Source organism: Candidatus Methylospira mobilis, from assembly GCF_009498235.1.
Lineage (GTDB): Bacteria > Pseudomonadota > Gammaproteobacteria > Methylococcales > Methylococcaceae > Methylospira > Methylospira mobilis.
Genome location: NZ_CP044205.1, coordinates 211,649 through 226,051, shown reverse-complemented (window position 1 = coordinate 226,051; position 14,403 = coordinate 211,649). Strand labels below are relative to the sequence as shown.

Sequence of the window (14,403 nt, the reverse complement as noted above, 5' to 3'; positions counted from 1 at the left end):
ATCACTATCGGCATCACCCGCAGCGGCCGCAACGCCGCGCGCGAAGGCGTCGACCAGGCAGTCGGGCTGTATATCGGCACCCTGCCTCTACACGCCTCGCTACGCCCGGGAGACAATCTGGCGGCCTGGCTCCGCGAGCTGCAGCTCATCCAGGCCGAACAGGAGCCGCATGCCCATCTCCCGCTCAGTACCGTGCAGCGCCTCGCCGGCATCGGCGACGGCGCTCCGCTGTTCGAGGCGCTTTACGTCTTCGAGAATTATCCGGTCGATGAGACGCTGCAAACCTTTGCCGAAGGTCTGCGGATCGGTGAGGTCAACGGCTTCGACTCCGCCCATTATCCGCTTTCACTGACGGTGATCCCCGGTAAATCCGTGCGGCTGCGCCTCAGTCATGACCGTTCGCGGGTCGATGCGCAGACTGCAAACCGCATTCTCGAGCAGCTCACGGTGCTGCTGGGCCGGATGGCGGAGGCAAACCCGGCTACCCGCGTCGCGGAGCTCAACGTCCTGACGCCGGCGGAGCGCCAACAGGTGCTGGAGGACTTCAACGCCACCGCCCATGACCTGCCCGAGACCCCCCTGCCCGCGCTGTTCGAGGCGCAGGTCAACGCCTCGCCCGAGGCCATCGCCCTGGTTTTCGGCGACTGCGAGCTCGGCTACCGGGAACTGGACAGTAAAGCCAACCGCCTCGCCCGCTATCTGGTTCGGCTGCGCATCGGCCCCGAGGATATCGTCGCCATCGCCCTCGAACGTTCGATCGAGATGGTGGTTGCGCTGCTCGCCGTTCTCAAGGCCGGCGCGGCTTATCTGCCGCTCGATCCCGAATACCCGAAAGACCGTCTCGCCTTCATGATCGCGGACAGCCGGGCGCGCCTGCTCATTACCTCAACGGACATTCTTCACGCGCGTCTGGACAGTCCGGAGAGTGCGGCGCCGGCGGAGGGATTGGCCTCAACCCGGCAGACGCTGTGCCTCGACGATCCCTCCGCTCAGGCGCAGCTGGCCCCGCTCAGCCCCGAGGCGCTCACCCAGGCCGAGCGGGTTCGCCCCCTCACCCCGCAGCATCTCGCCTATCTGATTTATACTTCGGGCAGTACCGGCGCGCCAAAGGGGGTGGGCATCTCGCAAGGATCAATCTCCAGAAAGGTCCAAACCCTCGCTGTTTGGCTTGATCTAAAACCAGGCAGCCGCATCGCCTGGCTCACGAGTGTTAGTTTCGATCCTTCAATTCAGCAATTACTCCTCGGCCTACTCGGTCACACACTCATTGTTTTCGATGAAAACCAAAGACGCAATCCCGATGAAGTAGTCCTCATAGTAAACCGGCATGCTATTGCCGTTCTGGATGCCACGCCCCTCTTCGCAGCATCGATTCCTGATACGTTCATTTGTCCGAACCTCACGCAGCTACTGGTCGGCGGTGAAGCGCTTTCTGTTGAAACGGCCCTGACCGTTTCGTCCATCTTTCCCAATGCCCGCATCTTTAATCTTTACGGTCCTACCGAGACCACGATTGATGCGACGGGTTATAGTGTTCAGCTTGATGGCAATAACACGACCGCTATCGTTTCCATAGGCAAACCATTACCCGGATATCAATCTTATGTCCTCGACCCCGCCCTGAACCCGGTCCCGGTCGGCGTCCCCGGCGAACTCTACATCGCAGGCGCAGGCCTGGCGCGCGGCTACGCACACCGCCCCGGACTGACCGCCGAGCGCTTCATCGCCTGCCCTTTCGGTCCGCCCGGCGCCCGCATGTACCGCAGCGGCGATCTCGCCCGATGGCGTGACGACGGCAACCTCGATTACCTCGGACGCTGCGATCTTCAAGTCAAGATCCGCGGCTTCCGCATCGAGCCCGGCGAGATCGAGGCCGCGCTCGCTTCTCACCCCGCCATTGCTCAGGTCACCGTACAGGCGCGCCCGGTTCAGGGCATGCACGGCGCATCGGGCGACAGGCGCCTGATCGCCTATTGCGTTCACAAAGGCGGCATTGAACCGCCCTCCGCTTCGGCGCTGCGCGCGCATCTGGCCCGCTCCCTGCCAGACTATATGATTCCCGCCGCCTTCGTCGCGATCGATCACCTGCCGCTCACCCCCAACGGCAAGCTCGATAGCCGCGCCCTGCCCGAAGCGGAGATTCGGGGCGATGCGGCTTACCGCCCGCCCAGGGATGCAAAAGAGGCCTTGCTGGCCGCGCTTTACGCCGAACTGACCGGCGCGTCACCCGTCGGCGCCGACGATGGTTTCTTTGCCCTCGGCGGCGACAGCATCACCGCCATCCGCCTGGTCAGCAAGGCGCGCAGTGCAGGACTGGCCTTTACCGTTCGCGATATCTTCGAGCATCCGCAGGTTGAGGCGCTCGCCGCCATCGCCGACACGGTTTCCGAGCTGATTCCGCCCTGTTTGCCGCCCCTTCCGGGACCGGTCGCGCTGACACCCATTGCCCGGGAGTTCCTGGCACTCGGCCACCTCGACCGCTTCCACCAGGCCGTCGCCCTCGAGGTTCCCGCCTGCCTCTCTCCCGCCACCGTCGAGGACGCGCTGCTTTCGCTCATCAAGCATCACGATGCGCTGCGCCTGCGGATCTTACCGGGAGAGGCGGGAGAACCGCCGGCGCTGATCCTCGATCCTCCTGGCACGGCGCCGGCGTTCTCGCTGCTTGATGCCTCAGCCGCCTCCACCGACAACGCCGTCGCCCTTATCCGCGCCGCTTACCGCGATCTTCCGGCACAGCTCGATCCGGCCGCGGGACGCATGGTCGCCGCCCTCTGGGTGGCCCGTGCTTCGCAACGCCCGCTGCTGCTGCTCGCCATTCATCATCTGTCGGTCGATGGCGTTTCCTGGCGTATTCTGCTGGAGGATATTGAACTGCTGTGCGCCGGACGACCGCTGCCGTCCCGGACGCATTCCCTTCGCGACTGGGCCGATTACCTGCAGCATGAAGCCTCATCCCCGGCAAGGCTGGCCGAACTGCCGCTCTGGCAGCGCGTGCTGCACGGCGCTGCTGCGCTCCCGGGTGAAGAACGCCTTTCCCTCCCCGGTGAGCATCCGATCGGGAATACGCTTGGCAAGGCCAAATGCCTTTCCGGCTCCGTGGCTGCCGCGACCCTTTACAGCCTGCACGCGGCGCTGGGCGTCTATGACGCGACCATTGACGATTTCCTGCTCGCGGCGCTGGCCATGGCGCTCGAACGATGGCGGCCGGATTTGGCCGGAGCAGCGTTCAGCTCTTACGCTCCGCTGCTGGTGGATCGCGAAGGCCATGGCCGCGAGGACGAGGCCAGCGGACTCGATCTCACCCGCACCGTGGGCTGGTTCACCAGCGTGCATCCCGTACGCCTCGATTGCGCAGGCCTCTCGCTCGGCGAGGCGTTCCAGGGCGGCGCGGCGGCAGGTCTGCTGCTGCGCCGCATCAGGGAGGCGCTGCGCATCACCGACGACAAAGGCCTGGGCTTTGGCATCCTGCGCCACCTCAATCCCGATACCGCGCCACTTCTCGCGGCGCTGCCCAGGCCCGGCATTCTGTTCAACTACCTCGGCCGCTTCGAGCAGACTCCCGCTTCCGAAGGCTGGTGTTTCGCACCGGATGACCTGGGCGGCGGTCAGGACGATCCGCTCAGGGCGCGCACCCATCTCATCGACGTGAACGCTTTCCTCAATGCGGACGGCGCGCTTTGCGTTAATTGGTGTTATCTGCCCGAGGTCCATGACGAAGCGGCCATCGCTTCTCTGGCCCGGTATTTCGAAGCCGCGCTCGCTGCGCTATGCCGGCATTGTCAGCAGGCGCCCCTGGCGCAGCGCAGGATTCCGGCCGATTTCCCGTTGGCAAGACAGGCGGGGCTGGATCAGGCGCTGCTGGACCGGCTGGCCGCCGAACCCGCTTTCGAGGCGGTCATCCCGCTGGCGCCGCTTCAGGCCGGACTGGCCTTCGAGAGTCTGGCGCTTGACCCCGAGCGGGGGGACGATCCCTATCATGTCCAGATCGCCCTTGATCTTCGCGGCCCGCTCGACGCCGGGCGGCTCAGGGAAGCCTTCGGGCAACTGATCGAACGTCACGCCGTGCTCCGCCTCGCGCTGCCTGCGCAGGCCCTGGTTCAGGGGCTGGGCCTGCTGTCGCATACCGGCCCGGACTGGCGCTACTGCGAGCTGCCGGTCCGGAACGCTGAGGAACGGGCCGCGATACTGGAAAGTATCATCGCCGAAGACAAGGCCGAGTGCTTTGATCTCGAGCACGGCCCCCTGCTGCGCGCCAGGCTCGTCCGCCATGGACCGGATCGCCATACCCTGCTGATCGCCAATCACCATGCCCTGCTTGATGGCTGGTCCATGCCGATCCTGTTCGCCGACTTCGCCGCGCTGTACCGGGGTGATGTCCTTCCCGCGCCCTATGACTGGCGCCGGCATCTGGCCTGGCTGCTGCAACAGGACCGGGATGCCGCCGGCGCCTATTGGCGAAAGCATCTCCAGGTACACGAAGGCGGCGCCCTCGCCGCGCTCCCCGCACCCGCCAAGCGGCTATCCGGTATCGGCGAATGCCATAGCGCCCTCTCTGCCGATCTCGGCAGGGATCTGGAGGCTTTTGCCCGCGCGAACGATTTAACCCTTTCCACCGTTTTCCAGGGCGCCTTCATGCGCCTGCTCGGCCAGTTGAATGCGCTGTCCGCGATCACTATCGGCATCACCCGCAGCGGCCGCAACGCCGCGCGCGAAGGCGTCGACCAGGCAGTCGGGCTGTATATCGGCACCCTGCCTCTACACGCCTCGCTACGCCCGGGAGACAATCTGGCGGCCTGGCTCCGCGAGCTGCAGCTCATCCAGGCCGAACAGGAGCCGCATGCCCATCTCCCGCTCAGTACCGTGCAGCGCCTCGCCGGCATCGGCGACGGCGCTCCGCTGTTCGAGGCGCTTTACGTCTTCGAGAATTATCCGGTCGATGAGACGCTGCAAACCTTTGCCGAAGGTCTGCGGATCGGTGAGGTCAACGGCTTCGACTCCGCCCATTATCCGCTTTCACTGACGGTGATCCCCGGTAAATCCGTGCGGCTGCGCCTCAGTCATGACCGTTCGCGGGTCGATGCGCAGACTGCAAACCGCATTCTCGAGCAGCTCACGGTGCTGCTGGGCCGGATGGCGGAGGCAAACCCGGCTACCCGCGTCGCGGAGCTCAACGTCCTGACGCCGGCGGAGCGCCAACAGGTGCTGGAGGACTTCAACGCCACCGCCCATGACCTGCCCGAGACCCCCCTGCCCGCGCTGTTCGAGGCGCAGGTCAACGCCTCGCCCGAGGCCATCGCCCTGGTTTTCGGCGACTGCGAGCTCGGCTACCGGGAACTGGACAGTAAAGCCAACCGCCTCGCCCGCTATCTGGTTCGGCTGCGCATCGGCCCCGAGGATATCGTCGCCATCGCCCTCGAACGTTCGATCGAGATGGTGGTTGCGCTGCTCGCCGTTCTCAAGGCCGGCGCGGCTTATCTGCCGCTCGATCCCGAATACCCGAAAGACCGTCTCGCCTTCATGATCGCGGACAGCCGGGCGCGCCTGCTCATTACCTCAACGGACATTCTTCACGCGCGTCTGGACAGTCCGGAGAGTGCGGCGCCCGCGGAGGGATTGGCCTCAACCCGGCAGACGCTGTGCCTCGACGATCCCGCGACCCAGACGCAGCTGGCCCAGCTCAGCCCCGAGGCGCTCACCCAGGCCGAGCGGGTTCGCCCCCTCTCTCCGCAGCATCTCGCCTATCTGATCTATACTTCGGGCAGCACCGGAAAACCGAAGGCTTCCGCGATTCATCATGAGGGCTTCTATAACTATGTTCACTGGGCCATTCGTTTCTATCACCCGGAACACGGAACCGGCGCTCCGATCAATACCTCCATCAGTTTCGATGCCACCGCAACCAGCCTTTGGCTGCCCTTGGCTGTCGGCAGAACTGTTTATCTCCTCGACCCTGATCGGGAATTAGACGAGCTGGCTGATCTTCTATCCAGAAGACAGAACCTATCGCTTGCCAAAGTAACTCCAGCTCATCTTGGAATACTTGCAGAGAAACTGGAGTCAACGACGCTGGAGAGGCAGATTCAAGTTCTGGTCATTGGCGGTGAAGCGCTTAATTCGAATCATCTGGATATCTGGCGTACCTATGCCCCTGATACGCGCTTAATCAACGAATATGGACCCACTGAAACGGTTGTAGGCTGTGTTATATATGAGGCGACCGGGGCGGAATCAGGCGGCACCGACGTCCCCATCGGCTCCCCGATCTGGAACACCCGGATCTATCTTCTCGATTCCGCCCTGAACCCGGTCCCGGTCGGCGTCCCCGGCGAACTCTACATCGCAGGCGCAGGCCTGGCGCGCGGCTACGCACACCGCCCCGGACTGACCGCCGAGCGCTTCATCGCCTGTCCCTTCGGCCCGCCCGGCGCCCGCATGTACCGCAGCGGCGATCTCGCCCGATGGCGTGACGACGGCAACCTCGATTACCTCGGACGCTGCGATCTTCAAGTCAAGATCCGCGGCTTCCGCATCGAGCCCGGCGAGATCGAGGCCGCGCTCGCTTCTCACCCCGCCATTGCTCAGGTCACCGTACAGGCGCGCCCGGTTCAGGGCATGCACGGCGCACCGGGCGACAGGCGCCTGATCGCCTATTGCGTTCACAAAGGCGGCATTGAACCGCCCTCCGCTTCGGCGCTGCGCGCGCATCTGGCCCGCTCCCTGCCAGACTATATGATTCCCGCCGCCTTTGTCGCGATCGATCACCTGCCGCTCACCCCCAACGGCAAGCTCGATAGCCGCGCCCTGCCCGAAGCGGAGATTCGGGGCGATGCGGCTTACCGCCCGCCCAGGGATGCAAAAGAGGCCTTGCTGGCCGCGCTTTACGCCGAACTGACCGGCGCGTCACCCGTCGGCGCCGACGATGGTTTCTTTGCCCTCGGCGGACATTCGCTGCTGGCGATGCGCCTGATCGCACGGGTGCGCGAGGCGACCGCTCTCGAACTGCCGCTCCGGGCGCTGTTCGAGCACCCCACCGTCGAAGCGCTCGCGAAGGTCCTCGATTCCCTGGCCCGCGATGCCCGTCCGCCGATTCGCCCAGGCGAAGGCGCTGACGGCGAGTACCGCGCCCTTTCCTTCGGACAGGTGCGCCTCTGGGCACTCGACCGGCTTGAAGGCCCCTCTTCCCGCTACAACATGCCCGGCGCATTCCGCCTGCACGGCGCTTTCGATAGCAGGGCCATGGCCGCCGCGCTCGAAACGCTGATCCTTCGCCATGAACCGCTCAGAACCGTTATCGTCGAACGCGACGGTCAGCCCACCGGCCTTCTGTTGCCGGTACCCCCGGCCGAGACGCTGATCGCTGTCCATGACCTCTCCGCTCCGGATTCCGGCCAACGCGAATCCGCGCTGCATGACGCGATCGTTCGCGAGACAGTTCGCCCCTTCGAGCTGGCCCGCGATCTCCTGCTGCGCGCCACGCTGTTCCGCTGTGACCCGTGCGAGCACGTCCTGGTGGTCGTTCTGCATCATGCCGCCGGCGATGGCGTCTCGGTCGGGGTGATCCTGCGCGAGTTGCGGGAAGGCTATGCCGCCGCCGTACGCGGCGTTCCCCCGGCCTGCGCGTCCCTGCCGCTTGCCTATGCCGATCATGCCGCCTGGCAGCGACGCTGGCTCGAAGGCTCAGGCGAGCTCGATCGTCAGCTTGCCCATTGGCGCGAGCGTCTGACCGGCGCACCCGCGTTGCTCTCCCTGCCCGCCGACCGCCCCCGCGAAGCGCATCGCGCCCGCCGGGCAGGGAGTATTCCGCTCCGCTGCTCCGCACCACTGCGCGCCGCGCTCGAACAATGCGCCCACCGCCACGGCTCGACCCTGTTTGCCGTGCTGATGGCCGCTTATGCCGCGCTTCTCGCAAGGCTGGCCCGCCAGGACGAGGTCGTCATCGGTTTCCCGGTCGCCGGACGCGCCCTGCCGGATCTGGAATACCTGATCGGTTTCTTCGTCAACACCCTGACCTTGCGCATCACGCTTGTGGGAACGCTCAGCGCCGATGACCTCATCGCCCAGGTCAGGGACCGTGTCCTGGATGCCCTCGCGCATCAGGACGCGCCCTTCGAGCGTCTGGTCGAGGAGCTCGCGGCGGGACGCTCGCTGTCCCACACCCCGCTGTTCCAGGCGATGTTTGCCTGGCAGCACCAGAGCGATGAAACTTTTGCATTGGAGGGACTGCAGGTTGAGTGCCTCCCGCTCTCGCCCGATCGGGCCAAGTTCGATCTTACCCTTTCCCTGGCGACGACGCCGGATGGCGCGATTGCCGGTGGCTTCGAGTTCGACGCCGATCTCTTTGACGAGAACAGCGTCCTGCGTTGGCGTGACGCTTTTCTCAACCTCGTCACCGGAATGGTGGAGCAACCGGCTTTACCGCCGGCCGCCTTGCCGCTGCTGGGAGAACCGGCGCGCAGCCAGGTTCTCCAGGACTTCAACGCCACCGCCCATGACCTGCCCGAGACCCCCCTGCCCGCGTTGTTCGAGGCGCAGGTCAACGCCTCGCCCGAGGCCATCGCCCTGGTTTTCGGCGACTGCGAGCTCGGCTACCGGGAACTGGACAGTAAAGCCAACCGCCTCGCCCGCTATCTGGTTCGGCTGCGCATCGGCCCCGAGGATATCGTCGCCATCGCCCTCGAACGTTCGATCGAGATGGTGGTTGCGCTGCTCGCCGTTCTCAAGGCCGGCGCGGCTTATCTGCCGCTCGATCCCGAATACCCGAAAGACCGTCTCGCCTTCATGATCGAGGACAGCCGGGCGCGCCTGCTTATTACCTCAACGGACATTCTTCACGCGCGTCTGGACAGTCCGGAGAGTGCGGCGCCCGCGGAGGACTTTGCCTCAACCCGGCAGACGCTGTGCCTCGACGATCCCTCCGCTCAGGCGCAGCTGGCCCAGTTCAGCCCCGAGGCGCTCACCCAGGCCGAGCGGGTTCGCCCCCTCACCCAGCAGCATCTCGCCTATCTGATCTATACTTCGGGCAGCACCGGCGCGCCAAAGGGAGTGTATGTCCAGCATGTCGGCATACTTAATTTGATCAGCTTCCAAAAACAAGCACTTGGAATCGGAGCCTCCTCGCGCGTTTTGCAGTTTGCATCCTCGGCTTTCGATGCCAGTATTTGGGAAATATTTTCTGCGCTTTACGCTGGAGCGTGCCTGATTATCCCTCAATCCAATCATGCTTTGTTTGCCGTGGGGAGTCAGGCAATAACAAAAAGTATTAACGCGTCAGTGATCACCCTGCCGCCGGCCGTTCTGTGCTCTCTTGAACCAGAAGCTTTTAGGGATATCGAAACCCTCGTCGTGGCAGGCGAAACCTGCCCGCCTTCCCTCGCTGCAAGGTTTTCTGCGGGCCGACGGATGATCAACGCCTACGGACCTACCGAGGCTACCGTTTGTGCAACAATGAGCCGGCCACTGGATCCGGTTCTGGATGGCGGCGTTTACCCTGGTGCGGTGACCATCGGCTCCCCGATCTGGAACACCCGGATCTATCTTCTCGATTCCGCCCTGAACCCGGTCCCGGTCGGCGTCCCCGGCGAAGTCTACATCGCAGGCGCAGGCCTGGCGCGCGGCTACGCACACCGCCCCGGACTGACCGCCGAGCGCTTCATCGCCTGTCCCTTCGGCCCGCCCGGCGCCCGCATGTACCGCAGCGGCGATCTCGCCCGATGGCGTGACGACGGCAACCTCGATTACCTCGGACGCTGCGATCTTCAAGTCAAGATCCGCGGCTTCCGCATCGAGCCCGGCGAGATCGAGGCCGCGCTCGCTTCTCACCCCGCCATTGCTCAGGTCACCGTACAGGCGCGCCCGGTTCAGGGCATGCACGGCGCACCGGGCGACAGGCGCCTGATCGCCTATTGCGTTCACAAAGGCGGCATTGAACCGCCCTCCGCTTCGGCGCTGCGCGCGCATCTGGCCCGCTCCCTGCCAGACTATATGATTCCCGCCGCCTTTGTCGCGATCGATCACCTGCCGCTCACCCCCAACGGCAAGCTCGATAGCCGCGCCCTGCCCGAAGCGGAGATTCGGGGCGATGCGGCTTACCGCCCGCCCAGGGATGCAAAAGAGGCCTTGCTGGCCGCGCTTTACGCCGAACTGACCGGCGCGTCACCCGTCGGCGCCGACGATGGTTTCTTTGCCCTCGGCGGACATTCGCTGCTGGCGATGCGCCTGATCGCACGGGTGCGCGAGGCGACCGCTCTCGAACTGCCGCTCCGGGCGCTGTTCGAGCACCCCACCGTCGAAGCGCTCGCGAAGGTCCTCGATTCCCTGGCCCGCGATGCCCGTCCGCCGATTCGCCCAGGCGAAGGCGCTGACGGCGAGTACCGCGCCCTTTCCTTCGGACAGGTGCGCCTCTGGGCACTCGACCGGCTTGAAGGCCCCTCTTCCCGCTACAACATGCCCGGCGCATTCCGCCTGCACGGCGCTTTCGATAGCAGGGCCATGGCCGCCGCGCTCGAAACGCTGATCCTTCGCCATGAACCGCTCAGAACCGTTATCGTCGAACGCGACGGTCAGCCCACCGGCCTTCTGTTGCCGGTACCCCCGGCCGAGACGCTGATCGCTGTCCATGACCTCTCCGCTCCGGATTCCGGCCAACGCGAATCCGCGCTGCATGACGCGATCGTTCGCGAGACAGTTCGCCCCTTCGAGCTGGCCCGCGATCTCCTGCTGCGCGCCACGCTGTTCCGCTGTGACCCGTGCGAGCACGTCCTGGTGGTCGTTCTGCATCATGCCGCCGGCGATGGCGTCTCGGTCGGGGTGATCCTGCGCGAGTTGCGGGAAGGCTATGCCGCCGCCGTACGCGGCGTTCCCCCGGCCTGCGCGTCCCTGCCGCTTGCCTATGCCGATCATGCCGCCTGGCAGCGACGCTGGCTCGAAGGCTCAGGCGAGCTCGATCGTCAGCTTGCCCATTGGCGCGAGCGTCTGACCGGCGCACCCGCGTTGCTCTCCCTGCCCGCCGACCGCCCCCGCGAAGCGCATCGCGCCCGCCGGGCAGGGAGTATTCCGCTCCGCTGCTCCGCACCACTGCGCGCCGCGCTCGAACAATGCGCCCACCGCCACGGCTCGACCCTGTTTGCCGTGCTGATGGCCGCTTATGCCGCGCTTCTCGCAAGGCTGGCCCGCCAGGACGAGGTCGTCATCGGTTTCCCGGTCGCCGGACGCGCCCTGCCGGATCTGGAATACCTGATCGGTTTCTTCGTCAACACCCTGACCTTGCGCATCACGCTTGTGGGAACGCTCAGCGCCGATGACCTCATCGCCCAGGTCAGGGACCGTGTCCTGGATGCCCTCGCGCATCAGGACGCGCCCTTCGAGCGTCTGGTCGAGGAGCTCGCGGCGGGACGCTCGCTGTCCCACACCCCGCTGTTCCAGGCGATGTTTGCCTGGCAGCACCAGAGCGATGAAACTTTTGCATTGGAGGGACTGCAGGTTGAGTGCCTCCCGCTCTCGCCCGATCGGGCCAAGTTCGATCTTACCCTTTCCCTGGCGACGACGCCGGATGGCGCGATTGCCGGCGGCTTCGAGTTCGACGCCGATCTCTTTGACGAGAACAGCGTCCTGCGTTGGCGTGACGCTTTTCTCAACCTCGTCACCGGAATGGTGGAGCAACCGGCTTTACCGCCGGCCGCCTTGCCGCTGCTGGGAGAACCGGCGCGCAGCCAGGTTCTCCAGGACTTCAACGCCACCGCCCATGACCTGCCCGAGACCCCCCTGCCCGCGCTGTTCGAGGCGCAGGTCAACGCCTCGCCCGAGGCCGTCGCCCTGGTCTTCGGCGACTGCGAGCTCGGCTACCGGGAACTGGACAGTAAAGCCAACCGCCTCGCCCGCTATCTGGTTCGGCTGCGCATCGGCCCCGAGGATATCGTCGCCATCGCCCTCGAACGTTCGATCGAGATGGTGGTTGCGCTGCTCGCCGTTCTCAAGGCCGGCGCGGCTTATCTGCCGCTCGATCCCGAATACCCGAAAGACCGTCTCGCCTTCATGATCGAGGACAGCCGGGCGCGCCTGCTCATTACCTCAACGGACATTCTTCACGCGCGTCTGGACAGTCCGGAGAGTGCGGCGCCGGCGGAGGGATTGGCCTCAACCCGGCAGACGCTGTGCCTCGACGATCCCGCGACCCAGGCGCAGCTGGCCCAGTTCAGCCCCGAGGCGCTCACCCAGGCCGAGCGGGTTCGCCCCCTCTCTCCGCAGCATCTCGCCTATCTGATCTATACCTCGGGCAGTACCGGCGCGCCAAAGGGGGTGGGCAATACGCATGCGGCGCTCCATAACCGCCTTGCCTGGATGCAGGAGCTACTGTCGCTTGATGCGAAAGATCGCATTTTGCAGAAAACACCCTGGAGTTTCGATGTCTCGGTTTGGGAGTTTTTATTACCGCTTTTCACCGGGGCACGCCTCATCATCGCCAAACCGAATGGACATAAGGATCCCGGGTATCTGGCCGGCGTCATTGCCGATTTCGGCATTACCACCCTGCATTTTGTTCCTTCCATGCTGGTCGTCTTTGTCGAGCAGGGATATGAAAATAGCCTGCCCAGCATAAGACAGATCGTAACCAGCGGCGAAGCGCTGACTGGCTGGCTTAAGGAAAGGATACATGACGTTTTACCCAGTGCCCGGCTCTGGAATCTCTATGGCCCCACAGAGGCGGCGATTGATGTCACCGCCTGGCTGTGTCGGCCCGAGGAGGGCGACCAGACACCACCGGTCGGCGCTCCGATCTGGAACACCCGGATCTATCTTCTCGATTCCGCCCTGAACCCGGTCCCGGTCGGCGTCCCCGGCGAACTCTACATCGCAGGCGCAGGCCTGGCGCGCGGCTACGCACACCGCCCCGGACTGACCGCCGAGCGCTTCATCGCCTGTCCCTTCGGCCCGCCCGGCGCCCGCATGTACCGCAGCGGCGATCTCGCCCGATGGCGTGACGACGGCAACCTCGATTACCTCGGACGCTGCGATCTTCAAGTCAAGATCCGCGGCTTCCGCATCGAGCCCGGCGAGATCGAGGCCGCGCTCGCTTCTCACCCCGCCATTGCTCAGGTCACCGTACAGGCGCGCCCGGTTCAGGGCATGCACGGCGCACCGGGCGACAGGCGCCTGATCGCCTATTGCGTTCACAAAGGCGGCATTGAACCGCCCTCCGCTTCGGCGCTGCGCGCGCATCTGGCCCGCTCCCTGCCAGACTATATGATTCCCGCCGCCTTTGTCGCGATCGATCACCTGCCGCTCACCCCCAACGGCAAGCTCGATAGCCGCGCCCTGCCCGAAGCGGAGATTCGGGGCGATGCGGCTTACCGCCCGCCCAGGGATGCAAAAGAGGCCTTGCTGGCCGCGCTTTACGCCGAACTGACCGGCGCGTCACCCGTCGGCGTCGACGATGGTTTCTTTGCCCTCGGCGGACATTCGCTGCTGGCGATGCGCCTGATCGCACGGGTGCGCGAGGCGACCGCTCTCGAACTGCCGCTCCGGGCGCTGTTCGAGCATCCCACCGTCGAAGCCCTTGCCCGCCTGCTTAGAACTTCGAATGGCCACAAACCCTATTCGCCAATCCTGCCCATCAAAACATCAGGATGCAAGCCCCCACTGTTCTGCATACATCCGGCGACTGGTAATTCTTTAATCTTTTGCGATCTCGCAAACTACATACAAACGGAACAACCTGTGTATGGTCTGCAATCCCGGGGCATTGAAGCCGGAGAGATACCCTTCGAATCCTTCGATGAAATGATTTCGGTTTATCTCACAGCCATACAATCCCTACAGCCGCAAGGACCCTATCATCTTATCGGCTACTCTGCGGGCGGCTTGATCGCTCACGCACTCGCCTGCCAGCTTGAAATGCAGGGACAGAAAATCAACTTCCTCGGCCTCCTCGACTCTGGGTGTCCTAATCAGGACGACAGGCCAAAGAACATGATTTCTGACCAACCGCATGAAAAAATGCATGATATTATCCGGGCTTACGCGGAAGACTTCGATCTAGCATTTAACCCGGATGCCGCGGACTCTGAGTTGATAGAAGAAATTCTGACAGAGGCAATCAGACAGCAGCTCGTCCCTCGGAATACTCCTCCTGAGTATTTGCTGTGTCTGGCGGCAGAAACGCTGCGAAGCGATGAGCGCGCCTCAGCGCATCGCATGAATAAAGGTCAGTTCGACGCAACACTTTTCGTTGCAACTGAAGAAAGTCCCTCTTCCGAACGTGACCAGGCGCTCTCCGGGTGGAGCCACTACTGCCGAAACGTCATCAGGGTTCCCGTCATCAGTAGGCACATCAATATGCTGAAATCACTCTCTGCAATCAGAAAGATTGCAATGGTCATCAATCAAAGCATGTTACCGGTGAGGTGA

1 protein-coding gene (running past one end of the window) is annotated in these 14,403 nt (G+C 64.3%); it reads left to right on the top strand.

Annotated features, from left to right (window positions below; all coding sequences use genetic code 11):
* Positions 1 to 14,403: the 3' portion of a non-ribosomal peptide synthetase gene (locus F6R98_RS00860; protein WP_153247326.1), read on the top strand. 13,398 nt of this gene lie to the left of the window's left edge; the window shows 14,403 of its 27,801 coding nt (coding positions 13,399-27,801); its start codon lies off the left edge, out of view; its stop codon occupies positions 14,401 to 14,403.